Origin of the sequence: Actinoplanes lutulentus (genome assembly GCF_003259845.1) — a bacterium.
GTDB classification, from domain to species: Bacteria; Actinomycetota; Actinomycetes; order Mycobacteriales; family Micromonosporaceae; genus Actinoplanes; species Actinoplanes lutulentus.
The window spans coordinates 173396-200352 of record NZ_QLMJ01000011.1 but is presented as its reverse complement, the minus strand read 5'-3'; the positions used below and the strand labels follow the sequence as shown (position 1 = coordinate 200352).

At 70.6% G+C, this 26957-nt stretch carries 26 protein-coding genes; 13 read left to right on the top strand and 13 right to left on the bottom strand.

The window, feature by feature from the left end; all coding sequences use genetic code 11:
• Positions 1 to 260: 260 nt before the first annotated feature.
• From lnt to B0I29_RS23735, 3 genes are read left to right on the top strand one after another with little or no spacing between them, the layout of a single operon-like run.
• Positions 261 to 1880, top strand: a complete 1620-nt coding sequence (lnt, locus tag B0I29_RS23745) for an apolipoprotein N-acyltransferase (protein WP_111651247.1) — start codon at positions 261 to 263, stop codon at positions 1878 to 1880.
• A complete protein-coding gene (locus B0I29_RS23740; protein ID WP_111651246.1) occupies positions 1877 to 2656 on the top strand; it encodes a polyprenol monophosphomannose synthase in 780 nt (259 codons plus the stop codon). The genes lnt and B0I29_RS23740 overlap by 4 nt, the downstream gene beginning before the upstream one ends.
• 57 nt (positions 2657 to 2713) lie before the next feature.
• Positions 2714 to 3241: an FxsA family protein gene (locus B0I29_RS23735; protein WP_111651335.1), complete on the top strand. Its 528-nt coding sequence runs from the start codon at positions 2714 to 2716 to the stop codon at positions 3239 to 3241.
• Positions 3242 to 4098: 857 nt separating this feature from the next.
• Here B0I29_RS23735 and B0I29_RS23730 read toward each other — a convergent pair.
• Both B0I29_RS23730 and B0I29_RS23725 read right to left on the bottom strand, forming a co-directional pair.
• On the bottom strand, positions 4099 to 4437 hold the full coding sequence (locus tag B0I29_RS23730; protein ID WP_111651245.1) for an RNA polymerase-binding protein RbpA: 339 nt from the start codon (positions 4435 to 4437) through the stop codon (positions 4099 to 4101).
• Positions 4438 to 4844: 407 nt separating this feature from the next.
• Complete coding sequence (locus tag B0I29_RS23725; RefSeq protein WP_111651244.1) at positions 4845 to 5972, bottom strand: coiled-coil domain-containing protein; 1128 nt, start codon at positions 5970 to 5972, stop codon at positions 4845 to 4847.
• A 144-nt stretch (positions 5973 to 6116) separates the two neighbouring features.
• Between B0I29_RS23725 and B0I29_RS23720 the strand changes: the two genes are divergently transcribed.
• Positions 6117 to 6368, top strand: a complete 252-nt coding sequence (locus tag B0I29_RS23720) for a hypothetical protein (RefSeq protein WP_111651243.1) — start codon at positions 6117 to 6119, stop codon at positions 6366 to 6368.
• On the opposite strand, the gene B0I29_RS23715 is transcribed toward B0I29_RS23720, so the two are convergent.
• Complete coding sequence (locus B0I29_RS23715) at positions 6365 to 6583, bottom strand: hypothetical protein (RefSeq protein WP_111651242.1); 219 nt, start codon at positions 6581 to 6583, stop codon at positions 6365 to 6367. The two genes, B0I29_RS23720 and B0I29_RS23715, sit on opposite strands and share 4 nt — an antisense overlap.
• A gap of 111 nt (positions 6584 to 6694) precedes the next feature.
• On the opposite strand from B0I29_RS23715, the gene B0I29_RS23710 reads away from it, so the two are divergent.
• From B0I29_RS23710 to B0I29_RS23685, 6 genes are all read left to right on the top strand, one after another.
• Positions 6695 to 7045, top strand: coding sequence for a PadR family transcriptional regulator (locus tag B0I29_RS23710; protein ID WP_111651241.1), 351 nt, complete (start codon positions 6695 to 6697; stop codon positions 7043 to 7045).
• Positions 7042 to 8184 (top strand): hypothetical protein, encoded by a 1143-nt coding sequence (locus B0I29_RS23705; RefSeq protein WP_111651240.1) that lies wholly within the window; start codon positions 7042 to 7044, stop codon positions 8182 to 8184. Before B0I29_RS23710 ends, B0I29_RS23705 begins: the two co-directional genes overlap by 4 nt.
• Positions 8185 to 8205: 21 nt before the next feature.
• On the top strand, positions 8206 to 9372 hold the full coding sequence (locus B0I29_RS23700; RefSeq protein ID WP_111651239.1) for an ROK family transcriptional regulator: 1167 nt from the start codon (positions 8206 to 8208) through the stop codon (positions 9370 to 9372).
• Between the two features lie 105 nt (positions 9373 to 9477).
• The gene (locus B0I29_RS23695; RefSeq protein ID WP_111651238.1) at positions 9478 to 10563 is read left to right on the top strand and encodes a DUF3500 domain-containing protein; all 1086 of its coding nucleotides are present in this window, start codon (positions 9478 to 9480) and stop codon (positions 10561 to 10563) included.
• A 14-nt stretch (positions 10564 to 10577) separates the two neighbouring features.
• Entirely contained in the window at positions 10578 to 12077 is a 1500-nt protein-coding gene (locus tag B0I29_RS23690; RefSeq protein ID WP_146616878.1) for a sulfite exporter TauE/SafE family protein, read from the top strand.
• A gap of 1054 nt (positions 12078 to 13131) precedes the next feature.
• Positions 13132 to 13869 carry a dienelactone hydrolase family protein gene (locus B0I29_RS23685; RefSeq protein WP_111651236.1) on the top strand — a complete coding sequence of 246 codons (738 nt, stop codon included), beginning with the start codon at positions 13132 to 13134 and terminating at the stop codon, positions 13867 to 13869.
• Positions 13870 to 13874: 5 nt separating this feature from the next.
• On the opposite strand, the gene B0I29_RS23680 is transcribed toward B0I29_RS23685, so the two are convergent.
• Together B0I29_RS23680 and B0I29_RS23675 are read right to left on the bottom strand one after the other, a co-directional pair.
• Positions 13875 to 14726, bottom strand: a complete 852-nt coding sequence (locus tag B0I29_RS23680; RefSeq protein ID WP_146616877.1) for a hypothetical protein — start codon at positions 14724 to 14726, stop codon at positions 13875 to 13877.
• Entirely contained in the window at positions 14635 to 15921 is a 1287-nt protein-coding gene (locus tag B0I29_RS23675) for an MFS transporter (RefSeq protein ID WP_111651234.1), read from the bottom strand. Before B0I29_RS23675 ends, B0I29_RS23680 begins: the two co-directional genes overlap by 92 nt.
• 95 nt (positions 15922 to 16016) lie before the next feature.
• Here B0I29_RS23675 and B0I29_RS23670 point away from each other — a divergent pair, with 95 nt between their 5' ends.
• Positions 16017 to 16391 (top strand): BlaI/MecI/CopY family transcriptional regulator, encoded by a 375-nt coding sequence (locus B0I29_RS23670; protein ID WP_111651233.1) that lies wholly within the window; start codon positions 16017 to 16019, stop codon positions 16389 to 16391.
• A gap of 94 nt (positions 16392 to 16485) precedes the next feature.
• Here the strand turns inward: B0I29_RS23670 and B0I29_RS23660 are convergent, their stop codons facing one another.
• The 7 genes from B0I29_RS23660 to B0I29_RS47505 all read right to left on the bottom strand — a co-directional run bounded on the left by B0I29_RS23660 (position 16486) and on the right by B0I29_RS47505 (position 24367).
• Complete coding sequence (locus tag B0I29_RS23660) at positions 16486 to 17412, bottom strand: M56 family metallopeptidase (protein ID WP_111651232.1); 927 nt, start codon at positions 17410 to 17412, stop codon at positions 16486 to 16488.
• A gap of 67 nt (positions 17413 to 17479) precedes the next feature.
• Positions 17480 to 19471 (bottom strand): PAS domain-containing sensor histidine kinase, encoded by a 1992-nt coding sequence (locus tag B0I29_RS23655; protein ID WP_245972699.1) that lies wholly within the window; start codon positions 19469 to 19471, stop codon positions 17480 to 17482.
• Positions 19472 to 19554: 83 nt separating this feature from the next.
• Entirely contained in the window at positions 19555 to 20769 is a 1215-nt protein-coding gene (locus B0I29_RS23650; RefSeq protein WP_375790651.1) for an RNA polymerase sigma factor, read from the bottom strand.
• A gap of 2 nt (positions 20770 to 20771) precedes the next feature.
• On the bottom strand, positions 20772 to 21149 hold the full coding sequence (locus B0I29_RS23645; RefSeq protein WP_111651231.1) for a YciI family protein: 378 nt from the start codon (positions 21147 to 21149) through the stop codon (positions 20772 to 20774).
• Positions 21150 to 21161: 12 nt separating this feature from the next.
• Positions 21162 to 21779, bottom strand: a complete 618-nt coding sequence (locus B0I29_RS23640; RefSeq protein ID WP_111651230.1) for a DUF998 domain-containing protein — start codon at positions 21777 to 21779, stop codon at positions 21162 to 21164.
• 93 nt (positions 21780 to 21872) lie between these two features.
• Positions 21873 to 23663 carry a flavin-containing monooxygenase gene (locus B0I29_RS23635; protein ID WP_111651229.1) on the bottom strand — a complete coding sequence of 597 codons (1791 nt, stop codon included), beginning with the start codon at positions 23661 to 23663 and terminating at the stop codon, positions 21873 to 21875.
• Between the two features lie 68 nt (positions 23664 to 23731).
• Positions 23732 to 24367 carry a TetR/AcrR family transcriptional regulator gene (locus tag B0I29_RS47505; protein ID WP_111651228.1) on the bottom strand — a complete coding sequence of 212 codons (636 nt, stop codon included), beginning with the start codon at positions 24365 to 24367 and terminating at the stop codon, positions 23732 to 23734.
• 195 nt (positions 24368 to 24562) lie between these two features.
• Here B0I29_RS47505 and B0I29_RS23625 point away from each other — a divergent pair, with 195 nt between their 5' ends.
• Entirely contained in the window at positions 24563 to 24880 is a 318-nt protein-coding gene (locus tag B0I29_RS23625; RefSeq protein ID WP_111651227.1) for an ArsR/SmtB family transcription factor, read from the top strand.
• 77 nt (positions 24881 to 24957) lie between these two features.
• Entirely contained in the window at positions 24958 to 26028 is a 1071-nt protein-coding gene (locus tag B0I29_RS23620) for an alkene reductase (protein ID WP_111651226.1), read from the top strand.
• A gap of 19 nt (positions 26029 to 26047) precedes the next feature.
• Here B0I29_RS23620 and B0I29_RS23615 read toward each other — a convergent pair whose 3' ends face one another.
• Positions 26048 to 26860, bottom strand: coding sequence for a DUF1963 domain-containing protein (locus tag B0I29_RS23615; RefSeq protein WP_146616876.1), 813 nt, complete (start codon positions 26858 to 26860; stop codon positions 26048 to 26050).
• Positions 26861 to 26957 lie beyond the last annotated feature (97 nt).

Sequence of the window (26957 nt, the reverse complement as noted above, 5' to 3'; positions counted from 1 at the left end):
CAGCCAGGTCCAGGGGGTGGAGGTGCGCGGGGCGGGGCGGACCCGGCCGCGTTCAGGTGGCGACTCCGGTGACTCCGGTGACGGCCAGTAGACAACGGCACGACGCGGGCAGCCGGCTCGCGGCGCGTCGGTCCGAAGGTCGTCGCCATGTCACCGGGCCCACCGGCCTGGAACAGTGACACCAGATGTACTCACGGGGCGCAGCCATAGGCGGGCTGCGCCCCTCCGTCGTTCGTGCGGGTAGCCTCCCACCCGTGGAAATGACTTTGCCGCCGCGAGAGCTCGTGTCACCCGAGCCCGGACGGGTGCTCGGCGAGCCGCTGCGGCTGCCACTCGCCGCGGCGCTGGCGGTGGCCGCGGGCGTGGCGCTTCTTCTCGCGCTGCCGCCTTATGACCTGTGGTGGCTCTCGCCGGTCGGCGTGGCGCTGATGGCCGCGGCGGTGCACCGGCGGCGGCTGCGTGCCGGGTTCGGGCTCGGTTTCCTCACCGGCGTGACGCTGTTCTTCCCTCTGCTCTGGTGGACCACGATCGGCGCCGGCTGGCTGCCCTGGGCGATGCTCTCGGTCGCCCAGGCCGTGATCATCGGAATCGCCGGGATGGCCGGCGCGTGGCTGTCACCGCTGGCGGATCGGTGGCGGTGGTCGTGGCCGCTGCTGGCCGGGTTGCTCTGGACCGCTCAGGAAGCGCTGCGGGACCGGGCGCCGTTCGGCGGTTTCCCGTGGGGCCGGCTCGCTTTCAGCCAGGGCGACGCGCCCACGTTGCGCCTCGCGGCCTACGGCGGCGCGCCACTGGTCACGTTCGTGGTCGCCGCCGCCGGCGGCGCGCTGGTCGCGCTGGCATTGCACCTCGCGCATTCCAAGATCAAGAGCAACATCGTGGGTACGGCCGGATTCGCCCTCACCGCCGCCGTGCTCCTGTTCGGACCGGCCGCCCTGCCGCTGACCGAGCCCGCCGGGCCGACCAGCACGATCGCCATCGTCCAGGGCAACGTCCCGCGTCTCGGCCTCGACTTCAACGCCCAGCGCCGCGCCGTCCTGGACAACCACGTCAGCGCCACCCGCCAGCTCGCCGCCGACGTGGCGGCCGGCAAGCAGAAACAGCCCGACCTGGTGGTCTGGCCGGAGAACTCCAGCGACATCGACCCGCTGCGCAACGACGACGCCGGCGACGAGATCTCCGCGGCTGCCGACCTGATCAAGGCGCCGATCCTGGTCGGCACGCTGCAGCGCACCGACGACCCGGAGGACATCTACAACGTCGGCATCCTCTGGTGGCCGCGTACCGGGCCGGATCTGGACCAGCAGTACGCGAAACGGCACCCGGTGCCGTTCGCCGAGTACATGCCGCTGCGCCCGATCGCCCGGCTGGTCACCGACAAGGTCGACCTGGTCCGCAACATGCTCCCCGGCGACCACCCCGGTGTGATCAACACGGGCTCGGTCATCCTCGGGGACGTGATCTGCTTCGAAGTCGCGTACGACGGGATCGTTCGTGACACCGTCGACGGTGGGGCTCAGTTGCTGGCCGTGCAGACCAACAACGCCACGTTCAACGAGGCCGAGGCGCTGCAACAGCTCGCGATGGTACGGCTGCGTGCCGTCGAGCACGGCCGGGAGGCGCTGATGGTCTCGACCGTCGGCGTGTCCGGATTCGTGGATGGAACGGGCGAGGTGCACGGTGCGACCGGCTTCAACACGGCGGCCGTGGTGGTGCGTGACATAGCGACTGAGGGACCGCGTACGCTGGCGACTCGTTCGGGCAACTGGCCCGAGGTGGTGGCCGTCGCTCTGATGGTCGCTGCCCTCGCCGGCGTGCTGCCCTTGCGCCGACGGCGTGCGAACATCGGCAATGACGGCGATAAGGTTTCGGAGGAACGGTGAGCGAGTACCCCGGCGTGGGACGCGTCCTCGTGATCATCCCAACGTACAACGAGGCTGACAACGTACGGGTGATTACCGATCGGGTACGCAAGGCTGTCCCCGAGGTGGACATCCTGGTGACCGACGACAACTCGCCGGACGGAACCGGAGCCATCGCCGACGAGCTCGCTCTCGCCGACGACCACATCTTCGTCCTGCACCGGGCCGGTAAGGAAGGCCTCGGCGCGGCGTACAAGGCCGGGTTCGCCTGGGCCAAGGACAAGGGTTACGACGCGGTCGTCGAGATGGACGCGGACGGCTCGCACGCCCCCGAGGAGCTGCACAAGCTGCTCGACGCGCTGGGCAGCCACGACGTCGTGCTCGGCACCCGGTACATCCCCGGTGGCAGCGTGCACAACTGGCCGATCCACCGGCTGCTGCTCTCCCGGGGCGGCAACATCTACATCCGGATGGCCCTCGGCATGCCGTTCAAGGATGCGACGGGTGGCTACCGGGCGTACCGGATCGGCGTCCTCGACAAGATCGACGTCGGCACCATCGCGTCGACCGGTTACAGCTTCCAGGTCGAGATGGCCTGGCGCTCGTACCGTCAGGGTTACCGGATGGTCGAAGTGCCGATCACCTTCACCGAGCGCGAGCACGGCGTCAGCAAGATGAGCGGCAACATCTTCAAGGAACAGCTGCTCAGGGTGACGATCTGGGGAGCGCAGGCCCGAACTGAGAGTTTGCGTAAAGTCTTCGATCGCAAGCCTCGGCAGGGCTCTTCCTGGCCGTGAGGTGTCATATTTGAACCGGGCCCGTGTTTTCGGGCCCGGGACACCGGAGGTCGAATGATGCGCCGCTCCAGGCTGGCTTATGTTCCGCTGGCGATGCCACTGTGGGCGCTGGCCGAGTTCTTCGTCTTCCTCGCCGTTTCGCACGCGATCGGCGCGGGCTGGGCCATTCTCCTGCTCGCCGTCTCCACCCTCGCCGGCGTCGCCCTGCTGCGCCGCGAGGGGATCAAGGGCTGGCGTGCCTTCCAGCAGGCCGCTCAGGAAAACCGGCCGCCCGGCGCCGAGGTGGCCAACTCGCTGACCGGCCTGGGTGGGGCGCTGCTGCTCACGCTGCCCGGTTTCATCACCGCGGTGGCCGGCCTTCTCCTGCTGCTGCCGCCCGGCCGGGGTCTTGCCCGCCGCGGCATCGAGCGGTTCGCCGAGCGCAGCCTGGGCGGTGCCGCGACGGGTGACCTGTTCGGCCCGCGCAAGGTCAAGGTCCACTCCGGCGCCCCGGTGACCGTGGTGGTCGTCGACGAGCAGCCTGCCCCGAGTCACGGCGGCCGCACTCAGCCGCCGCCGGCCATCGAGGGCGAGATCGTCCGCTAACCCGGCACGCTTCAGTAACTTGTCGCACGGTACGCCCTTTCGCGCACCGTGCGATTTGCCGTTCGCCAGGGTGCCCGGCCAACGCCGAGTCGCTTGCGGCGCCGAGTTGCTTGTGGCGCCGAGTTGCTTGTGGCACCGAGTTGCTTGTGGCGCCGAGTTGCTTGCGGCGCCGAGTCGCTTGTGGCGCCGAGTTGCTTGCGGCGCCGAGTCGCTTGCGGCGCCGAGTCGCTTGTGGCACCGAGTTGTCTGTGGCGCCGAGTTTCTCGTGACGCCCGGTGCTCGTAGCGCCCTCGTGGTGTGCGATGGGTCCGTGGCGTGCGTTTGTCCTGGCCCTGCCCGCGATCTTGGTGAGTTCGGGTTGCTTGAGTATCGCCATTCTGTGGATCGGTCGCGGGTTTGCGTGGCCCGGCCCGTTGCCGTGGCGAGGTGCCGCACAGATCTTGTGCGGTTGGGCCGCCTGTTCGACCACAAACGCACGAGTTTCCGGGGTCGGCCGTCCCCGGCGGGTCGATGTCGGGTGGTTCGCGGGCGCTGTGGTTACGCGCTGTTGCCACAACGGTGGAAAGTTGCCGGATCTTGGAGCCCGGTGGGGCATAGAACACCCACGGGGTTCCAAGATTGGCCGGCGTCCTGGGTAGGCGCCCACCCTTCGTGACGGTTCGGGGTGACTGGTGACGCCAGCTGGCTATCCAGCCCTGGCGAGTGAGAATCGTGCGACCCGGCGGGAGTGGCTAGCGGCGGCGCGGGCGGGCACCCCGGCGGTGCGGGCGGGCTGCCGCCGGAGGTGTGGGCAGGGGGTGGGTTGGGAATGCGAAAGGCCACCCCGGAGAGGGGTGGCCTTTTCCATGCCGTAAGGACTAGCGGCCTCGACGGGTGCGGACTTCCTGGAGCCGCTCGTTGAGGATGTCCTCGAGTTCGGCGATCGAACGCCGCTCGAGCAGCATGTCCCAGTGGGTGCGCGGCGGCTTGGCCTTCTTCTGTTCCGGCTCGTTGCCGTCGACCAGGCGGGCCACGCTGCCGTCGAACTTGCACTCCCAGGTGACCGGCACCTCGGCGTCGACGGCGAACGGAACCTCGAACTGGTGACCCTTGACGCACAGGTACTCACGGGTCTGTCGGGGCGCCAGCTCGGTGTTACGGTCGGACTCGTAGCTGACCGCGCCTAGACGGCTGCCGCGCAGCATGCGTTCGCCCATGATCGGCTTTCCCCTCGCTCGTGGTGCTGCTCTCGTTGGTGTAACGAAAGTGACGGCCGCTGGATTCCTGATCCGGGCACGGAGCAGTGCCGGATCGGAAGTTCGGCTGCCGCCGAGATCTTGTCCGTACCGCCTGTATCGGCGGTGTTAACGCTATGAGCGTAACCGGCCACAGCCCTTACCCGGCAAATCGAACCCGTGTTCCCGTGGACCTTGGTCCACTTTGCGGGTATTTGCGACTTGTGCGGGTGGTGCGATGTCGGTCACTCCATGGCGTTCATCAGCAATTTACTCATCCGCCGGTCACCGGAGGGTGCCACTACGGTAGCGGCGTGGTAGCAATCACCCGTCCGATTTCGACCACTGGTTGCCGTTCTGTGGCTGGTTGGCCGTGAGATATGTCGCCGTCAGCTTTTCGGGCTCGATGTCTGGGGCGGAACCGCTGCCGGCCGCGCCGCACCGAGCGCCGCCAGCGCCGACGCAAGATCACTGACTTGTGATGTCAGCTGGGCCACCCGCTCCTGCGCCGAATCCGCGTCGGCACGAGCGGACGCCAGCCTGCGCTCCAGCTCGGCCCGCTCGCGCGACGCGCGCTCAGCGGTCCGTTCCAGATCATCATTGGTACGCGCAAGACGGTCCCGTTCAGCTACCACTCCCGCCAATTCCGCGGTCCCGGCCGCCACGCGTGCATCGGCATCGCTGACACTCTTGATCAGGGCGTCCCGCTCGCGTTCCGCCGCCACCGCCCGGGTGACCGCCTCGTCGGCCGCGGCCCGGGCCTGCCCCGTCTCCTCGGTGGCCTGCGATGCCTTTGCGTTCGCCAGCTCCAGAGCCTTGGCGGCCTCAGTTTGCGCCGCTGTTGCCGTACGGCGGAAGTCGGAGGAATCCTTGAGCGCGGCAGCGAGGTCTCGCTCGGCGGCGTCGCGGTTTTTCCGGACATCCGCCAATTCGTGGGTGGCGGTGTCGCGCTCGGCCTCGGCGCGTTCCCGCAGCGCGGCGGCTCCGGTCGCCGCACGCACCGCCTCGTCGCGGGCGGCAGCAGCTTCCTCGGCGCGCTTGCCCGCCTCCTCCGCCGACCGCTGGGCGTCCGCGGCGCGGTGCTGCGCCTCGTCACGCTCGGCCGTGGCCGCCACCGCGATCTGATGCGCGTTCGCCATCGCGGTCGCGGCCTGTTCGGCGTCGCGGCGCGCGTCGTCCCGCTCCGCGTGCGCGGACGCGACCTGCTGGGACGTGTCCGCGCGGACCTCGGCGACCTGGCGCTCGACACCGGCCGGCGACATCTCCGAGTGCAGCGCCTCGGTGAGCGTGCCGACCAGGGTGTCCAGGCGGTCGACGACCTCCCAGGTCCGCGCGACCGAACCGGCCAGGCCGGGGGAGGAGCGGTGCCGCATCCGCACGTTGCGCGAGGCGCGCTGGCACTCGCCGTCGTTGTCGCGGCAGTAGCGGAACGGGCGCCCGGCGGAGGCGCGCTGCGGGACGGGACGGCCGCAGTTCGCGCAGGGACGGGTTTCGTTGTCGGTATCAGGCGCAGTCATAGCGTGCTCAACCCTAGGGTTCCCGGTCGCTGTTGCCGATGATCCCCGTCGGCGCGCCTGCGATACTCCACCGGATATGGCTGTTCTTCTCATCGTGGCGGCGCTGGTGTACTTCGCCGGCGAGACGGTTCACACCGGACGTTCGTGCATGGCCTCGGCGCGTTCCTGGCCATTGCCGGCGGTAACGCGGCGATCGTGATGCTGCCCTGGTTCCGGGCTCTCGGCGTGGTAGGCCTCGCCGGGTTCGTTGCCTTCGTGGCGTTGCCCGGTGACTACAGCGGACTGCTGGAACGCATCGCTGTCTATCCGATTCTGATCACTCAGTTCATTGCCGGTGTCGCTGTGCTGAGGGCGCGTCCCGCGCGCCTGACCGGCGCGCGGGAGCCGCGGCTCTAGAGCTTCTGCGTCTCGGTGGTCGCCGGGTGCAGCTCGGTGGTCGTCTCCTTGACGAAGCGGCCGGTCGTCGTGCTGCGGTTCACTTCCTGGTCGCCGGTCTTGTCGCCACCGACGGTCTCGGTCGTGGTGGTGTCGGGGTTGCGCGCGACGGTGCTGTCCTTGACGAACTTGCCGGTGCGGGCGCTGCGGTTGACCTCGTGCTCGTTGCCAGCCATCGGGGGGTATCTCCTTCGTCAATGGGGGTGTCATTTCAGTGCCCGCTCCGGCGCCGGCAAAACCTGATGCATCGGTTGACGATACATATCGCCGGGCGTAGTGTCGGCCGCATGCAGGTACCGACGTTCTTGATCCTGGCCGCGCTGGCGGGCGAGCCCCGCCATGGTTACGGCATCGTGCAGACGGTGGTCGAGCTCTCCGCCGGCGAGGTGAGTCTGCGGCCCGGCACCCTCTATGGCGCGCTGGAGCGGCTCACCGAGCAGGGGCTGATCGAGCCGGACCACGAGGAGGCGGTGGAGGGGCGGCTGCGCCGTTACTACCGCCTCACTACGGACGGCGCGACCACCCTCGCCGCCGAGGCCGAGCGGTTGCAGCGCCATGCGGACGCGGCCCGCGAGCAGCTGCGCCGCCGGCCCGGCACCATCCCGGGTCTCGCTCGTCTTTCGGGGGGCCTTGCGTGACCGCCGGAGCGTGGCCGGCCGTCGACGAGCGGCTGGTGCGGCGGTACCGTCGCCTGCTCCTGGCCTACTCGGGCGGCTACCGGCGCCGGCACGGCACCGAAATGATCACCACGATGCTGGAGATGGCCGAGCCGGGCCGCTCCCGGCCGTCCGCCGGTGAGGCCTGGCACCTGATCGCCAGCGGCGTGCGGCAACGGTTCCGGCTGCCGTCCGGGCGCCCGTTCACGGTGGTCACCGCGGCGCTGGTGACCGTGGTGCTGGCGGTGTTCGGCGCGGCCGCCGGCAGCTGGCTCGGCGAGCAGACCTTCGCCGCCGTGCCGTCCGGTGCCGCCGCCGTGGAGCTGGTGAGCCCCGCTGTCGCGGATCCGAGGCAGGACGCGATCTTCACCTGGCGGAAATCCCTGCCCGGCCGGGCCGATGCCCTGAATTTCCATCTCTCACCGAAAGCGGCCTGGACCGTTGAGGAGGCCCGCGACGGTCTCACCGCGGCCGGGTGGACCATCACCGAGTTCACGGTCCACCCGCGCCCGGCGTCGATAATCTGCGCTCCCGACGACATCACCGGCGGCGAGTCCTGCACGTTCAGCTCCCGCGACGCGGCCCTGACCGCCCACCGCGACGGCCTCGTCCTGCACGGCACCGCCAACGACTTCCTGGCGAACGAGGCCGGCGACGCCTGGGTCGGCGGCGTCTACGGCGATCTCTACGCCGAGCGCAGCACCGCCTACCTCCCGCTGACCGTCATCGGCGGCCTGCTCGGCGCGCTGGCCGGCTGGCTGCTCACCGCCGCCCTGGCATATCGGATCCGCTCCCTGCCGCCCGGCGCCGGATCGCTGGCCGGCGCGTTCGCCGGCGTGGCCGTGACCGTCGCCGCGCCCGCAGTGTGGGCCGTCGTCGTCAACGCGGTCATGCTCGGCGGCCACCTCACCTACACCGGGCCGGTCTACGCCCTGCACTCGGCGTTCCGGCCCGGCTCACACCTCACCGAGGTGCCGTCCTGGCTGGTCCCCGGGTGCACCCTCGCCGCCGCGGCGGCAGCGGCCATCGCGGTGAGCGTCGTCTTCCTGAGCGGCGGCCGCGACCGTCCGACTGTGATCGAGAACAGGTTTTCCGCTGGTCCGGGCATCGCGGAGCACTGATGTCATAGGTTTGGCGACGGTATGCGTAGACACCGATCGAATCTCGGCACCCTGCTTCACCACGTTCACGTGAGCGGGCCGCTCTCCCGCGCCGCCCTCGCCGAGCGGATGGGTGTCAACCGCAGCACCATCCATGGCCTCACCGCCGAGCTGGCCGCCGCCGGCCTGGTCCGCGAGGAGCCGCCCACCGGCACCACCGGAGCGGGCCGGCCCTCGTTCGTCGTGGTCCCGGAGTCGCAGCGGGTCTCGGTGCTCGCCTTCGACGTGGCGGTGGACCGGCTCACCGCGGCCCGGGTCGGCCTCGGCGGGCCGATCCTGGACCGCCGGCAGGTGGCCCGGTCCCGGGCCGGCGCCGACCTCGACACGGTCGTGCGCGAGCTGGCCGGGATGGGTCGCGAGCTCCTCGACGCCGCGCCGGCCGGGACAACGGTCGCCGGCATCGGCGCCTCCTACTGCGGGATGATCCGCCCCGGCGACGGCATGGTCCGGTACGGCCCGGAGATGGGGTGGGTCGACCAGGCCTTCGGCACCGAGCTGGAGCGGGCGCTCGGGATCGGCCTGCCGGTGGCGGTCGGCAACGAGGCACACCTGGGCGCCCTCGCCGAGTACACCCGGGGCGCCGGCGTCGGCTCCCCGGACCTGATCTACCTGCACGGCGACGTCGGGGTGGGCGGCGGCATCCTGGTCGGCGGCAAGCCGCTCGGCGGCGAGGGCGGTTACGGCGCCGAGGTCGGCCACATGCTGGTCAACCCGGTCGGCGGGCGGCCCTGCCTGTGCGGCTCGGCGGGCTGCCTGGAAGCGGAGGCCGGGGAGTACGCGATCCTGGAAGCCGCCGGCCGGGCGGGCGAGTTCGGCCGGGAGGCCGTCCGCGCGGTGGCCCGGGACGCCGAGGCCGGGCATCTCGCGGCGGCCGCCGCCGTCGCGGGGATCGGCGACTGGCTCGGCATCGGCGTCGCCAACCTGATCAACCTGTTCAACCCCAGCGTGGTGATCTTCGGCGGGGTGCTGCGGGAGATCTACGAGGTGGCGGCCCCGGAAGTGGAGTCCCGGATCGCCCAGCACGCGATGCCGGTGTCCCGGGAGCGGGCGAAACTGCGGGTCTCCGGCCTGGCCGACGACGCGACGCTGCTCGGAGCGGCCGACCGCGGGTTCGCCGCCCTGCTCCACAATCCCCTCAAAGTGGAATAGAAACCTAAAAAGCGGACGAGTGGTACGACCCGGCGCTACCTTCCGGGCGGGTGCACTTCACGCGGCACGGATGCCGCGCACCCGCAACCGCGACAGGAGACACGGATGCCCACACCACGCCGGGCGTTTACCGCCGGCACCGTTGCCCTGCTACTCACGCTGACCGCCGGCTGCGGAGGCGACGACGACGAGACCACGGCGACCAGCACCGCGACCCCGGCCACCGCGACATCGGCCACGACCACGACGAGCAGCGGCGGCACCGAGGACGTCCTGAACGCCACCACCGCGTTCCTCGCGCTCCTCGACGACACCGAGAAGACCGCCGTTGCCGGGGAACGGACCACCGTCAACCTCGCCCAGTGGTCCAACCTGCCCGACCAGCTCTTCAAGCGGTCCGGGCTGCGGATGGACGCGCTCTCCACCGACCAGCAGGCCGCCGTCCTCAAGATCCTCCAGGCCGCGCTGAGCTCCGACGGGTACGCCCAGGTCACCGGCATCACCACCGGCGACGGCGTGCTCAAGGACTCCGGCGGGATGGACCTCGACTTCGGCGCCGACCACTACTGGATCCGGATCCTCGGCACACCGTCCGAATCGGAGATCTGGACGATCCAGTACGGCGGGCACCACCTGGCGGTGAACATCTCGATCAAGGGTGACGAGATGACCATGGCGCCGACCCTCTGGGGCGCGCAGCCGGCCTCGTACACCACGTCCGGCACCACTGTCGAACCCCTCGCCGGTGAGACGACCGCCGCCTTCGCCGTGATGAACGCGCTCGACGACGAGCAGCAGGAAGCCGCGCGGCTGGACACCACGATCACCGAGATCGTGCTCGGCGCGCAGCAGGACGGCAAGACCCTCGCCGACGAGGGTGTGAAGGTCTCGACGTTCACCGAGGAGCAGAAGGAACTGCTCATGGCGCTGATCACCGAATGGACCAGCCCGCTGGCGCCCGACCAGGCCCAGTCGAAGATCACCGAGGCCGAGGACAACCTCGACAAGACCTGGTTCGCGTGGTCCGGCGAGACCACCGTCGGCCAGCCGATCTACTACCGGATCCAGGGTCCGTCGCTGACCATCGAGTTCGCCCACCAGCAGGGTCAGGGCGCCAATGCCGGCGGCATCACCCACATCCACTCCATCTACCGCGAGCCGGACAACGACTACGGGGCCGAACTCAGTTGATCAAGAAGATCGCCGTGGTACTGGCAGCGTTCTGTGCCCTGCCGGCCACGCCCGCCTCCGCCCACCCGCTCGACGAGGTCCTCCAGCAGGTCTATCTCACCCCGGCCGCGACCACGCTCGACATGCAGATCGACATCGTCGCGGGCACCCTTGTCGCGCCGGGCTTCGCCCGGTCGCTCGACACTGACGGTGACCGCCGGCTGAGTGCCTCCGAGACCTCAGCCCACGATGTACGCGTCCGGACCGCGCTGGCCGTGGCCACCGACGACGTACCCGCCGACGTGACGATCACCAGCTCGACGTACCCGGAGTACGACCTCCTGGCAGCCGGCGGCGGCACCATCACGGTCCGCGCCACCGCGCCCCTGCCCACCACCTCCGGAGCCTTCGCGGTCACCGACGGTTACATCGCCGACCAGAAGACCCGCATCCAGTTGAGCGTTCTCGTCGCGAAGGACGCCGGCCGCGCCGCCGGCTCGATCCGCCGCGGCCACGAGGGACGCGCCATCGCCGTCGGCCTCACCCCGGCTGCGGCGGCCGCGGACACCGACGCCGGCAAACCCAGCGAGGGTACGGGAACAGCGATGTTCGCCGCCCTGAAGAAGCCCGTGGGCTCACCGTGGGCCCTGGCTCTGCTGATCGCGGTGTGCGCGCTGCTCGGGGCGTTGCACGCGCTGACGCCGGGACACGGTAAGGCGATGCTGGCGGCGTACCTGGTGGGTTCGCGCGGCACACCCCGCCAGGCGATCGCGCTGGGCGGCGTGGTGACCGTGACACACACCGGGTCGGTGCTGCTGCTCGGCGCGGCGGTGCTGGCGGCCGGGCACTACGTGATGCCGGCCCTGCTGGTGCCGGCGTTGAAGGTGATCACCGGGGTTGTCGTGCTGTTCCTGGGTCTGCGGATCCTGCGGCGGCGGCTGCGGGGGGAGTCGCTCGGGCATTCCCATGCTCATTCCCACCCGCATGATCGTTTTGAGGAGGACGACCGCTGGGAGTCCGACGAGGACGACCACTGGGACGAGGAGGACGCCTTCGAACGCGACCGCGCGCACTGGCACGCCGCCGGCCGCGACTTCGACCGCGACCTGGAACCGGTCGGGGCACACTCCGGTGAATACGAGGAGTTCCGTTCGCCGGTGCGGGTTGCCGAGCGTACCGAGGTCGTTCACGCGTACCCGATGAAGGAACGCACTGAGGTCTCCACCGGCACCCGGCGAGAGATCGCCGCGATGGGCGCCGCAGGCGGCCTGATCCCGTGCCCGGAGGCGCTCGGCGTGCTGATCCTCGCGGTAGGCCTGAACCGCACCGCACTGGGCCTCGCGATGATCGTCGCCTTCAGCGCCGGCCTGGGCGCCGTCCTGATCGGCCTCGGGCTGATCCTGGTGACCGCCCGCGAGCGCTTCACCGACGTCCGCCCGGGCCCGCTCCTCCGCCGCCTGCCGGTGATCTCCGCGGCGCTGGTGGTGATCCTGGGCGCGGTGATGACCGTGAGTGGGACGCTGGCCGTCCTCTGACCAGCCCCAACCCACCCGCCGCCTGCCCGATCGTCGCCCGTCCGTCGGTCGCCCGTCTCCCACCCGTGTTCCGCAGCCCGCTCGTCGCCCACCGCCTGCCGTCGCCCGCCCCTGTAACGCCGCCTGCCGTCGCCCGCCCGTCTCCCGCCCGTCTCCCGCCCGTCGTCCACCGCCCGGCCGCCGGCCCTGCCGTCCGGCACCGGCACCGGCACCGGCACCGGCACCGGCACCGGCACCGGCACCGGCACCGGCATTGGCGGGCTCACGGGCGGTCTCTGGATCTTGAGCGACTTTGCACGTTCTGATGTTGAGAATCACTCAAGATCGGCAGCCGCGGCCGCAGCCGCAGCTGGCGATGGCACGGCGGTGAAGTGGTGGCGGCGTGACGTTGGTGTCGCGGACTTTGGCGCGGGTCTCGGCCGCCGATTGTTTGCCGGCTCCTTAGTGGGAGGGCCAACGGCCTGGGGCGCCCGCGTCGCCACGAATCTGGGGATGGGCACAGCGAACGGTCGGAACTGTGTCGACTACGGGTGCGGATTGCGCCTGAAGTCGACACGCACTGTGGGGCTGGCCTACCCGGGCGCGCTCGTCGTGGCGGCGGGCTCGCGGCTGCCTTCTGCGGTTCCGGAGAAGCAGGGTGAAGGCACACCGTGGGCTTGGAGCAACGTGGCGCGTGGACGGGGCGCACGGATTCTCGGTTCAGCGTGGACGGGGGCGCACGGAAGCTCGGTCCAGCGTGGACGGGGGCGCACGGTTGCGGTCTGTGTGACTTCGTCACGGCCAGGGCGTGGACTCGGGCACACGGTGGCGTTGTGTGCGACCTGATCCACCCCGGCTACAGGGTCCGGCTGGCTCCCGGTGCTGTCTCAGGTGCCTTGTGATAGCTAAGCCAGTCCAGTCCAGCCGAGCCGAGTCGAGCCGAGTCCAGCCGAGCCGAGTCGAGCCGAGTCCAGCCCAGCCAGCCGGGTGGGATTTGGCTCTGGCCTCTGCGTCGGTGGGGGACAGGTGGGGGAGTTGGGGGCTGGTGTCTGGTTGTGGAAGTAGGGTCCGGATCATGAAACTGGTTGAGGACGTTGTCTCGGTGCCGTCGGCGGCCGGGGGGATCCGGACGGCTGTGATCGCGCCCGTCGGTGGTGGGCGGTGGCCCGGGGTGCTGCTCTACACCGACATCTTTCAGCTGACCGAGTCGACGCTGCGGACCGCGCGACGGCTGGCGGCCTCCGGGTTTGTCGTGGTGGTGCCGGAGATCTATCCGCACGGGGCGGTTGCCGGGGTGGCGCTGGAGTTCGACGACGCCGGGAAGAAGGCGGGGCTCGACGCCGCGGCGGCGACCACTACGGCGGCGTTCGATGCTGACCGGGTGGCTGTTCTTGACTGGATGGCGGCTCGGGACGACGTCACCGCGTTGTATGCCACCGGGTTCTGTCTCGGCGGGCATCTGGCGTTCCGGGCCGCTTTTGATCAGCGGGTGGAGGCTACCGTCTGCTTCTATCCGACCGGGCTGCAGAACGGGTCGCTCGGTGCCGACGACGCCGGTTCGCTCGCGCGGGCGGGCGACATCGCGGGGCGGTTGCTGATCGTTTTCGGGTCGAACGATCCGCATGTGCCGGCGGACGCCCGGTTGCGGATCGTCGAAGCGCTCTATGCGGCCGGGCACGACGACGTCGAGTTGCACGTCTACCGGGGTGGTGAGCACGCGTTCATGCGGGATGTCGGCCCGCGGCACGACCCGGAGCTGACCGACCTCGCTCTCGCCGAGGCGGTGTCGTTCTTCGCCGCACGATCAGCCTGAAAAAATCAAGGGACCTTGCAGATCCGCCGCAGCATGGTGTCGAGGGCGCTCTTGTCGTCCTCGTCCACCGGCACCGTGCTGACGAGCGGCTCGGCGTCGTCCAGGGCGACGTGCACCGGGAACTCGAACGGCTTCTTCACCTCGGCGAACGCGTGCGGGTCGCAACGCAGCGGCGTCACCACGATGTCGATGGCCGCCGCCGGCTGGGCGGCGGTCACCTCGGCTGCTACCGAACCGGGGAACGCCAGGCGGTAGAGCACGTTGCCGTCCAATTCGGTCACCCGGATGGTGCCGGTGGCGGCGGCGGTGCGTTCGGCCACGAGGCTGCCGCGCACCCCGCCGGCACCCAGGTCCTGCCATGAGCCGAAGCGGAGCGTCACGCTCTCGCGTACCTTCTGGGCCGCGCAATCGATGGCAAGCAGCTTGTCCAGCAGCGGGTTGGGGTTCGGCAGGTCGAGCGTGACGCGCTGCCAGGCCGTCGCGCCCTCCGGGCGCGCGTCCACGATCACCTGCGACGGCGCGGCCTGGGTGGGTGCGCAGCCTCCGGTGCCGAAGGGTACGGGAACATCGACCCGGAGCCCGCCGACCGGCAGCACCGCATCGGTGTCGGCCGGGGTCTCACCGTCGAACGACGGCAGGACCGGCTCGACCCGTCTGACCTGGACCGGGACCGGGCCGTTGTTGTGCAGCGCGATCGCCAGCTGCCGGTTGACCTCGTGGACGCGCCACTGTTCGGCGGTGACGCTGAGATCGAGCGGCGGTGAGTCACCGGTCCCCGCGCCGCACCCGGCGAGCAGCAGCAGACCCGGCAGCATCAGACCGGCCAGCAGCAGGCGGGGGGACGGAAGCAGCCGCATTCCCGGCACTGTAGTCGGCCTCTCCGGCACGGCGCAGGCCCCGGACGGCCGGAATCAGCAGCAGGGCCGCGCAGCCGAGCACACCGACCACGACCGAGGTGCCGAGGACCCGTTCCGCACCGGCCGCCGCGGCGACCGGGCCGGCCAGGGCCTGTCCGATCGGCAGGCTGCCGGTGGAGCCGAGCACCTCGTAGGAGGTGACCCGGTTGAGCACGTCCGGCGGCACCTGGGTCTGCACGCTGGTCTGCCACTGGATCGACCAGAACGCCCAGGCGAACCCGTTCACCGCGGCCGCCATGAGCAGCACCGGCAGACCGGTGTGCAGTGCGATCGCCAGCGGCAGCAGCATGAAACCGAACAGCACGACGGCGCCGGCCGCGAGCGGCCGTTGCGCCTTGAGGCGCAGCGCGGCGAGACCTCCGAGGATCGTTCCGGCTCCGACCGCCGACTGCATCCATCCGTACGCGGGAGCGCCGAGCCCTTCACTGACCAGCACCGCACCGAGCGGGATGAGCGGGCCGAACAGGAAGACGCCGAAGAACACCCAGACCAGAATGACGCTCCAGATCCAGGTCCGCGATCGGAACTCGTGCCAGCCGTCCCGCAGGTCCGCCAGTGTGGAGTTCGCGGCCCGGCTGACCTTGTCGACGCGCAGGCCGGCCAGGCAGAGCGCGCTGATCGCGAAGGTCGCCGCGTCGACGGCGTAGACCGGGCCGGCGCCGAAGAATCCGAACAGGACGCCGGCCACGGCCGGGCCGAGCAGTTCGGCGACCGCGTTCGCCATCCGGATCGTGGCGTTGGCCCGGTGCGGGTCGGTGGACACCTGCGGGACGATGCCGTTCACGCCGGGCTGGAACATCGCGGCGGCGGTGCCGCTCACCGCGGAGCAGACGACGAGCAGCCACAGCGAGGGCGTGCCGGTGAAGAACGCGACCGCGACGACGGCCTGGGCCACGGTCCGGATGACGTCGGCGCCGAGCATCAGCGGGCGGGCGCCGATCCGGTCCGCGAACACCCCGCCGAACAGGATGAACCCGAGGAACGGCACCATCCAGGCGGCGAGGACCACGCCGACGCCGGTGGCGCCGTACACCTGGCCGACGGCGAGGGCCGCGGCCACGGTCAGCATCGCGTCGCCGAAGACCGAGACCGCCCGGGCGACGAAGTATCGGGTGAAGGTGGCGGTCCAGAACATCAGCCGATTCTGTCGTACTGAAAGGACTCCTAACAAAGGGGTTTTCCCAGCAACTCCTGATCTTCGAGATATCGCCGGGCGGCTATGCTGCCGGGGTGCCGCCCGAAGAGGAATCACCGGCGCGCCGGCCGGCCGGCGCCCTCGAGTCCGAGGTGCTTCGTGTCCTCGTCGCGGCGTCCGAGCCGCTCACCCCGCGCGATGTCCTCGCCCGGCTGACCTCGGCGTTGTCGTACAGCACGGTGGTGACGATCCTGACCCGGATGCACGACAAGGGCATGGCCGCGCGGTACCGCGACGGGCGCTCGTTCCGGTACGCGCCACTGACCGACGAGGCCTCGGTGGCGGCGCAGCGGATGAACGCGGCGCTCGGCGCCGGAACGGATCGGGCCACCGTGCTGCGCCGGTTCGTGGCCGGGTTACGGCCGGGCGATGAGGACCTGTTGCGCCGGCTGCTGGACGACGAAAGCTGATTCAGTGAGCAATTTTCAACCTGGCATCGGGCCTGAGGCTGCCGGGCCGTTGTCCGGCGCCAGGATGCGAGGCCCTCGCCACGGTGAAAAAGGCTCAGTGGTGGGCCGCGACCAGCAGCTCGCCCAGGTCCAGCACACACTCGGCGGTCCAGGCCAGCGAGAACGCGGCGACCGCGGCCGGGAGCAGCAGCGGCAGCAGTGAGCGGGCCCGGCGCGGGGCGATCAGCGACGCCACCCGGCGCGGCACGGCTCCGGCCCGGCGCAGGTCACGGCGCGACGGCGCGATCCGCAGGCTGCCGGCGCGGTGGGTGTGCTCGGACACCAGCGCGGCGGCGCCGATGGCGTGGGCGACCACCCGCCGGTCGTCGACCTCGGTGGCGGCCCGTTCGTCGGCGGCCCGTTCGATCAGGTAGTCGAAGGGGCGTACCAGCAGGCGGAACGCGGGGTGGACGGCGGCCGACAGGTGCACGAGCAGCACCATGACGTGATGCCGGGCGGTCAGGTGGGCGCGTTCGTGGGCGAGCAGGGCCGCGTACCGGGCGTCGTCGAGGGCCGCGCGCATGCCGGTGGTGACGACGATCCGGCCGGGCGCGCCGGGCACCGCGAACGCCTCGGCCCGCTCGTCGTCGAGCAGCACGACGCCGTCCCCGGCGACCGGCAGGCCGGCGAACCGGCGGGCGTACGCCGCATCGCGGCGATGGGTACGCCAGACCCGGACGATGCCGGCGACGGCGGCGACCAGCAGCACCAGGGAGAGCCACGACACCCACGGCTCGCGGGCGGTGTCGGCGCGTACGTAGGCGGCGGAGATGTTCAACGGTGACGCGGCGAACGGCAGCTCGGCGACGGCCTTGAGCGCGAACGCGGCGAGCGTGAGCAGGCAGCCCGCCGCGGTGGCGACCAGCGACGTGACCAGGAAGATCGCGGCGGCCTCGGGGCGCAGCCGATCGGCCAGCAAGCGGATCACCACGGCGATCAGGGCCGGACAGATCACGACTTCCCAGACGAAGTGGTCGAACATCGCGGGCTCCCTCGCAGGTGGAAGCCGCAGTCTCGCACGGCCCGGCGAGCCCTGGACAGCGCGCGGGTCAGCGCGGTGACGGATCGAACGGCAGGTGTACGGAGACCACGGTGCCCACCGGCTCGTTCGCGGCCAGGGTGATCGTGCCGTGGTGCAGGCGCACGATCGCGCGGGCCAGGCTGAGCCCGAGGCCGCTGCCGGGTACGCCGTGATGGCGGACGTTGCTGGCCCGGTAGAAGCGTTCGAAGACCTGGTCCTGCTCGCCGGCCGGGGTGCCGATGCCGTGGTCGGCGATGTGCAGCTCGGCGCCGGGGCCGGCGACGCGCAGGCCGACGCTGACCTCCGCGCCGGCCGGGCTGTACTTCACCGCGTTGGACAACAGGTCGTCGACGACCTGGCGGAGCCGTGGCCCGTCGCCCGGCACCATCAGGTGCTCCGGAAGGTCCGTGCTGAGCCGGACTCCCGCTTCGGCGGCGGTGAGCCGGATCGCGGTGACCGCGCCGGCGACCACCCCGGCCAGATCGACCCGGTCGTCGGCGAGCTGCTCGTGGCCGGATTCGAGGGCGGCCAGGTCGAGCAGCGCGTCGACGATCCGCTGGAGCATCCCGGTGTTGCGGGCGACGGTGTCCATCATCTGCCGCAGCTCCGGGTCCAGACCGACGGCCTCCTCGGTGAGCATGGCGACGTTCGCGGTGATCGCGGTGAGCGGGGTCCGCAACTCGTGGCCGATCAGATCGAGGAAGTCGTCCTGCGACCGGCGCAGCTGCCGGGCCAGTTCCTCGGCACGGCGCAGCGCGACGTACACACCGATCTGCGCGGCGACCCCGTCGAGGAGCAGGGTCAGCAGCTCCTCGTCGACCTCCGGCAGGCCGGAGTAACAGGTGAGCACCCCGAGCAGGGTCCCCCCGTCGCGGACCGGGACGGCCAGCGCGGTCCGGATGCCGTGCCGGGAGCACATCTCGACCCGCTCCTGCTCGTACGGGGTGACCAGGTCGGCGTGGGCGCTGACGTCCGGCACCCACAGGGCCTCCCCGGTCTGCCACACCCGGCCGGTGACGCCCTGGCCTCGCCGGGGCGTGTGACCGAACAGCTCGTCCGGCTCCGCACCCGTGTGACTGTGGTGCCCGACCGCGTGCAGCCCGCCGGTGGCCTCGTTGATGACGAACAACTCCGCACACGGCCAGCCCAGCGCCGCGGTGACCGCGCTCAGCACCGCCGGAGCGGCCTCGGCGATCGACGACGACGCGCGCAGGGCCTGCTCGACGTCCTTGCGGCAGGAGCCGAATCGTTCCGCCCGTCGTAACGCGGTGACCTCGTGCGCCACCGCCACCCCGCCGAGGCGCCGCCCGTCGCGGCCGATGATCGGCTGCGCGGCCGACGCGAACGTCAGCAGCCGGTCGTCCGGGGCACGGGCCATCAGGTCGAGGCCGCTGACGTGCTCGCCCCGAAGGGCCCGCATCACCGGCGTCTGTTCCCAGGTCAGGGGACGCATCGAGGTGTCGTACAGGTAGTCCGGGATCGCCCGGGGAACGTCGGTGGGCGCGCGGTGCTGGACCTGGCGCAGCGCCCGGTTGACCACGATCACCTTGCCCTCGTCGTCGACCGCGATCACGCCGACGGACAGGCTGTCGAGCAGCGCCGTCAGGAATCCCGCGTCCCGGTCGGCGGTGACCTCGGCGGACAGGTCGGTGAGAAACACGCAAGCGAGAGCGCCGGAGGTGCCCTGCGCCACCGACAGCGAAGCCCGGGTGGTCACCCGGTGGCCGTCGTGGTGCCGGACCGTGAGCTCGCGGACGACCGGGCGGGCCGGGCCGGCCGCGAACAGCCGTTCCAGGGCCGGGGCGATCGGTTCCCCGTCGCACTCGGGCGACAGCGTCTCGTCCAGGTGGTGCTCGTACACCTCCGAGGTGGTGAAGCCCAGCAGCTCCCGGGCGGCCCGGTTGAAGCCGCGGATCACCCCGCCGGGGTCGACCGCGAAGTACGCCTCCTGGATGCTGTCCAGCAGCGCGGCGCTGCTCAGTGGCGGGTCCGCGGGTAGTGCCTTGTCGGGTCCGGACACGCGCTACCTCCCCAGCCGACTGAGCGATATGACCGAATGCCCATGTATAAACGGTTGAACCCGGCAGATCGGCTAAATCACTTCTATTCGCCTGCCCGCGCCGTGAAGATGCTCCTCTCGCGGGCGTTGCCGGTCATCGCGGCGGCCCGGCGGAACTCGGCGCGGGCCTCGTCGGCGCGGCCCAGCTTCTCCAGGAGGTCGCCGCGGACGGCCGGGAGCAGCGGATAACCCGGCAGCACCAGGGTGTCGACGATCGCGAGCGCGCGGGCCGGCCCCTCGGCGTGCCCGATCGCCACGGCCCGGTTGAGGTCCACCACCGGCGACGGCGAGACGTAGGACAGGACTTCGTAGAGGGCGGCTACGCGTACCCAATCGGTGTCGCCGGGCGTGCGCGCCCGGGCGTGGCAGGCAGCGATCTCGGCCTGCAGGACGTAGGGGCCGTAGGTGCCCGCGGCGCGGGCCAGGGCGTCCAGGCCGCGCCGGACGAGCAGCCGGTCCCAGCGGCGCCGGTCCTGATCCTGGAGCAGCACCGGGGCGCCGTCCGCGGTGGTCCGCGCGGGGATCCGCGACGACTGGAGCTCCATCAGGGCGACCAGGCCGTGCACCTCGGGCTCGTCCGGCGCGAGCCCGGCCAGGATGCGGCCGAGGCGCAGCGCCTCGGTGCAGAGCGCCGGCCGGGTCCAGTCGTCGCCGGCGGTCGCCGCGTACCCCTCGTTGAAGATCAGATAGATGACCTTGAGGACCGAGGCGAGCCGGGCGGCGGCCTCGGCGGGTGGCGGCAGCTCGATCGGCACCCGTTTCTCGGCGAGGGTCCGCTTCGCCCGGGTGATCCGTTTGCCGACCGTCGGTTCCGGCACCAGGCAGGCGCGGGCGATCTCCCCGGTGCTGAGCCCGCCGAGCAGCCGCAGGGTGAGCGCCACCCGGGACTCGGTGGACAGCACCGGATGGCAGGTCGTGAAGATCAGCCGCAGCAGGTCGTCACGGACGTAGTCGTCGGCGTCCGCCGCCAGATCGGGATCGTCGTGCGGTGCCGTGGACCGGCCGATCTCGGCGAGTTTCTCCCGGTACCGGCTCTGCCGGCGGAGCAGGTCGACGGCCCGGTGCTTCGCGGTCGCCATCAGCCAGGACGCGGGATTCTCGGGTACGCCGTCAGCGGGCCATTGTTCGAGCGCGATGACCAGGGTGTCCTGGGCGAGCTCCTCGGCCAGCCCGACGTCGCGGACCAGCCGGGCCAGGGTGGCGACGATCTTGGCAGACTCCATCCGCCAGACCGTCTCCACCACGACATGGGGATCCACCGTCAGCCGAAGTCCTCCGGGCCGAAGTCCTCCGGGCCGAGCACCTTGAGGATCTCGGTGTCGCCGGACCAGCCCGGCCACATGTCCCGGTGCAGGACGAGGAACCGGGAGGCCCACTCGACGGCCTCTTCTTTCGAGCGCACCTCGTACAGCGCGTAGCTGATCGTCTCCTTCGCCTCGGTGAACGGGCCGTCGGTGACGCTGAGGTCGCCGCCCGTGAGGGATACCCGGGCGCCGGCGACGCTGGGGGCCAGGCCGGCGGTGTCCAGCAGCACGCCCGCCGCCGTGGCGTCGCCGCCGAGCTTCATGATCGCCTCCATCAGGCCGGGCGGCGGCGGGCCGGCCGGCGGGGCCGCTTTCAGGATCATCAGATAACGCATGGCCGGATCCTCTCAGGCGAGAGCGCGGTAGTAGTGGACGGAAACGGTCGCGAGCCAGGTCCAGGCGAGCAGCACCGCGGCCACGAACGCCAGTGTCGTCGGCCCGTGCGAGCCGCTCGCGATGCCGGCGAACGCGGCGAGGAAGACGACACCGGTGACCCGGGAGAACCAGGCCAGGCCGGTGTGCCCCTCGCGCGCGAACCGGGAGCCGAGGACCAGGCACGCGGCGATCAGGCAGAGGAAGCCGATCCCGCCGAGCATGAAGTGCAGCAGACCGTGCCAGCTCACCGTGGTCGTCTCCGGCGTGCCGGCGGGGAACCCCTGTGCCGGATCGGCGGTGAAGATGCCCGCGGCGATCAGGCTCAGGGCGTACCCAAGAAGCAGTCGCGGAGCCCAGCCACCCACGGCCCGGCGCAGGCCGAAGGCCGCGACGGCCGTCATCAGACCGGTCAGGATGAAGTTGGTGATCTGGATCCAGCCGAGCGAGCCGTTCTGGAGCAGGCTCCAGGCGTGCTCGTCCAGGCGGAAGCCGTCGCGGGTGAGCGCCTGCGCGAGGCTGACGGTGACGTAGAACGCGCCGGCGAGAACGCCGTAACCGAGAAGCGAGCGGGTGGTCTGGTCCGGGGTCATCGTGATCTCCTTCAGTCGTGTCTTTACCAGCTCCTCGAACGGCAGGAGCTGGTTCGGACACGACTTCCAGATTATTTTCGGAAAAACTCCGGGTCACATCACTTCGTCGAAACCACCCTCGGTACGCCAGCGGCGCAGCAGGTCGTGGAAGGCGACCGGACCGGGGCCGTAGGAGTTGTTGACCGGGCGCGGGTTGCCCTCGCCGTTGTAGTACCCGGGGGTGCACTCGGCCTGGAAGTCAACGTTGACCGGTGCGGTCTCCCGGATGGTGGCGATCCAGCGTTCCTCGGCCTCGGCGGTGGGCTCGATCTTGCCGACGCCCCGGGCGGTGGCCTCGGCGACCAGCGCGCCGATGTGGGTGGCCTGCTCCTGGAGCACGTGCACGAAGTTGACCGAGGCGGCGTTCTGCAGCGAGCCCAGGTGGAACAGGTTGGGGAAGCCGTGGCTGTAGAAACCGTGCAGACTGCGCGGGCCGTTGCGCCAGTGGCCGAGCAGCGGCAAACCGCCGCGCCCGGTCACCGGCAGGGTGCCGGAGATGACGCCGGAGATGCCGACCTCGAAACCGGTGGCGAAGATGACGCAGTCGACCTCGTACTCGGTGTCACCGACCACGATGGACGTGGCGGTCATCCGGGTGATGCCGCCGGTGTCCGCCGTGTCGACCAGGGTGACCCCGGGTGAGTTGAAGGCCTGCAGGTAGTGGTCGCTGAACGTGGGCCGCTTGCACATGTAGCGGTACCAGGGCTTGAGGGCCTCGGCGGTGGCCGGGTCCTCGACGACGGCGTCGACGCGGGCCCGGATCTCGTCCATCTTGCGGAAGTCGGCGAGCTCGTCGAGGTACTCACGCTCGGCGGCCGGCAGGTTCGGGTCGACGGATCCGGTCAGCATCTGCCGCTGCAGCTTGGCCGTGCCGGTCCAGCCGTCGGCGATCAGGTCGTGCTCGGCGTACCCGCCGGTGACGATCGTGAGGAAGTTGTCCATCCGTTCCTGCTGCCAGCCGGGCTGCAGGGAGGCGGCCCACTCGGGGTCGGTCCGCCGGTTGTCGCGGACGTCCACCGAGGACGGGGTGCGCTGGAAGACGTAGAGGTGCTCGGCGTCGCGGGCCAGGTGCGGGACGACCTGGATGCCGGTGGCGCCGGTGCCGACCACGGCGACCTTCTTGCCGGCGAGCTTGTGCAGGCCGCCGTTCTGGTCGCCGCCGGTGTACCCGTAGTCCCAGCGGCTGGTGTGGAAGGTGTGACCCTGGAAGTCCTCGATGCCGGGGATGCCGGGGAGTTTCGGCTGGGAGAGCGTGCCGGAGGAGATGACGACATAGCGGGATTTAAACGAACCGCCGCGATCGGTGGTGACAGTCCACTCTTCTTGTGAATCGTCCCACTTGAGGTCGACCACCCTCGTATGGAACAGCACGTCGTCGTAGAGATCGAACTTCTTTGCCAATGCGATGCAGTGCTGCCGGATCTCCTCGCCGGGCGCGTACCGCCACTGCGGGACGTATCCGACCTCTTCCAGCAACGGCATGTAGACCGTCGCCTCGATGTCGCAGTGGATGCCCGGGTACCGGTTCCAGTACCACGTGCCGCCGAAATCGCCGGCCTCGTCGATCATCCGCAGGCTCCGGACGCCGGCCTGCCGCAACCGGACACCGCTCAGCAGCCCGCCGAACCCGCCGCCGATGACGACGGCCTCGACGCGATCCTCCACGGGGTCGCGCGAAACGCGCTCGGTGTAGGGATCAGCGGCGTAGTACCCGAACTCACCGGCTGCCCGCTGATATTGGGTCGCCCCATCCGGGCGTATCCGGCGATCACGTTCCGCGCGGTAACGCGCACGCAGCGCGTCCAGGTCCGCGGGTTTGAGCCGGTGGGGGATGAATGCGGACACGACGGGGCCCTTTCGCCGGGGATCATGCGAAGTCAGGGCACAATTTAAAGCACGTGCATGACGAAAAGTCAGCCCCCGTGCCTCAGAGTCCGTTGTGCCTGGAAAAGGCCCTCCACCGCGTCCACCAGACTGGTCGCGGTCGCCGTCCAATCAGGAGTGCCGGCCCGCTCACGCTGCGCACAGAAGTGCACGATCAGCGTGTGCGCCATGTCCTCCCGCTCCCGGCACACCTCGTCCGGCAGCGCCGGCAGACATCGCTGCAGCGCCTCACTCACCGCCGCGAGCATCGGCGCGTCCCGCAACTCCTCGGCCGCGAGCTGCCGCAACCCCGGATCGGCGATCACCTGGGCGGCGAATCGCGCGTACCACGTGGGCGCGTCCAGCGTCCCGAGATGTTCGGTGTAGGGGCACACCACACACGTGACGAAATCCCGCAGCTCGACACTGTCGCGATGCTGCTCGAACAGCGCTCGCCGCACGTCCTCCATCGGCAGCGCGTGCCGCCGGATCACCGCCCGGACCAGGTCGGTCTTCGACCCGAAGTGATAACCGACAGCGGCGTTGTTGCCCTGCCCGGCAGCCTCGCTGATCTGCCGGCTCGACACCGCCGCCACACCGAGCTCCGCGAAGAGCCGCTCAGCGGCGTCCAGAATGCTCGCCCGGGTAGCCGCGACCTGCACGTCGCGCGTCCTGCGCAGCGCCATCACCACGCTCCGTGACCGACGAAAGGAAGTCGCCACGATACACCGACGGGCGCGCCAGGCGCGCCGCTTGCGCTCCTTGCGAGGGTACGCGCAAAGCCCGGCCGGTCCTGGGCTGACCGCTTCCTGGGAGACTGAGGAACTTTCCTGCTCGGCGGTGCGACTCTTGCGGCAGGAAGACAACGGCAAGGGGCGATCATGCGCGGCACTCAGGCACCCTCACTCGACGACGTCGAGCTGCCGACCGTGCTCGACGCGCTCGCCGACCCGGTCCGCCTGGAGGTGATCCGGCAGCTGGCGGCGTCGAACGGCGTCGTCACCGGCCGTTTCCAGGTCAGCGTCACGATGTCGACGCTTTCGCATCATCTGGGCGTTCTCCTCACCAGCGGCCTGGTCCGGGTCACCCAGGAGGGCCGCTTCCGCCGCTGCGAACTGCGCCTCACCGAGATGGAACAACGCTTCCCCGGCGTCCTGACCGCCGTTCTCGCCATCGTCTGCGGCGGCGGCACGGTGTAGGCCCTTGTCAGGTGCCAGGAGAAGACCGACCGGGAACTTCCGGTCATCCAGCTGGCACTCTCCACCGAGGACGTGACATGACTACCGCATTCGACGCGTACGACCTGGCTGGGACGACTCTGGCCAACCGGATTGTGATGGCGCCGATGACGCGCAGCCGGGCGTACGGTCCGGGGCTGAGCCCGACCGACATGGTGGCGACGTACTACGCGCAGCGCGCCGGCGCCGGGCTGATCATCACCGAGGGTACGCAGCCGTCGGTGATCGGGCAGGGCTACACCAACACGCCCGGCCTGCACTCCGAGGAGCAGATCGCGGGCTGGCGCACCGTTACCGACAAGGTGCACGCTGAGGGCGGCGTGATCTTCGCCCAGCTCATGCACACCGGGCGGATCGGGCACCCGGACATCCTGCCGGACGGGCTGCACCCGGTCGGTCCGTCGGCCGTGAAGCCGGCCGGGCAGATCTTCACGCACACCGGTGCGCAGGAGTTCGAGACGCCGCGGGAGCTCACCACCGGCGAGATCGAGCAGACCGTCGCCGACTTCGCGGAGGCCGCACGCAACGCCGTGGCGGCGGGCTTCGACGGTGTCGAGATCCACGGGGCGAACGGGTATCTCGTTCAGCAGTTCCTGTCGAGCAGCGCGAATAGGCGTACCGATGAATGGGGTGGAACGGTCGAAGGCCGCAGCCGGTTCGCGATCGCGGTCGCGGCCGCAGCGGCGGCCGCGATCGGCGGGGAGAGGGTGGGTATCCGGATCTCGCCGGCGAACCCCTACAACGACATGGCCGAGGAGCGGGTCGACGAGCTGTACACCGCGCTGCTCGGCGGGCTGGCGCCGCTCGGGCTGGCTTACCTGCACGTGGTGGAGAGCCCGGACCGCGACCTGACTCGCCGGCTGCGGGCGCAGTGGCCGGGAACGCTCATCCTGAACCCGTTCACCCACCCGCAGCCGACCGGCCCGGAAGCGCTCGCCCTGATCGACGAGGGCATCGCCGACCTGATCTCTTACGGTGCGTTGTTCCTGGCCAACCCGGATCTGCCGGCGCGACTGGCGGCCGGTGGGCCGTTCAACGCGATGGAGCGGTCGACCGCGTTCGGCGGCGATCACCAGGGATTCATCGACTATCCGGCGCTCGCGGGCTGACCGTTTCTCACGCTTCTTCTTACGGGTTCCAGTCGACGAGGACGCGGGCATTCTCGAAGCGGTGGGTTGCCAGGTCGGCGCGGCGGATCATCCAGAAGATCGTCGCGCCGCCCTGGCGGCCGCCGTGGAACTCGCCGAGCAGGAGCCAGTCCGCGGTGTTCTCCTCGTCCTCGACGCCTTCCATCTCCTCGACGAATCGGAGGACCGCCTGGACCGGGTCGGCGCCGTTGTCCTCGGTGCCGAATCCGCCGAGCAGCATCGGCGTCCGGGACCCGTGGTGCGCGAAGATGCCGTCGGCCTCGCTGCCCAGGACCTTCCGCCAGACGCTTGTCAGCTCCTCGGCGTGGTGATGACCGGGCACCGGCCCCATGTAGGGCAGCGAGACGTCGGCCGTCAGACGCAGATCACTCGGCGGCAGTTCGGCGTAGACCTCGGCGTACTCGGGCTCCTCGGGCGGGAAGTTCTCCGGGTACCGCGGGCGCTCGCGGGTGGGCACGCCGGCCGGGACGTATCTGACCTCGCCCCAGCCGTCCTCCTCCGGCCAGCCGAACAGCAGCAGCTGCCCGTCAGGCGGCAGCGGGAGATCGGTCACCCCGGCCGGCAGCGCGGCACAGTCGACGGTGACGATCAAGGGAAGGCCGGGGTCGGGGACGTCGTCGGGCAGCAGCACCGGCCCACGGACCGCGCCGACCACCGGCCCCGCACCGTTCTGCGTCAGCAGCGCACACGGCCGGGTCAGCTCCAGCCACCGCTCCACATCGGCCGCCGGGATGTCCCGCAGCAACGCCTCAGCCCGAAATAGATCGACGATCTTCTCATTACGACTATTCACGGCAGGAACCATAGAGCGAGGGTCCGACACCTTTCCGAGGCTGTTTGAACTTTCGGTGAACGGGGGCGTGAGCGGTGCTGTGCCGGGGCACCAGCCG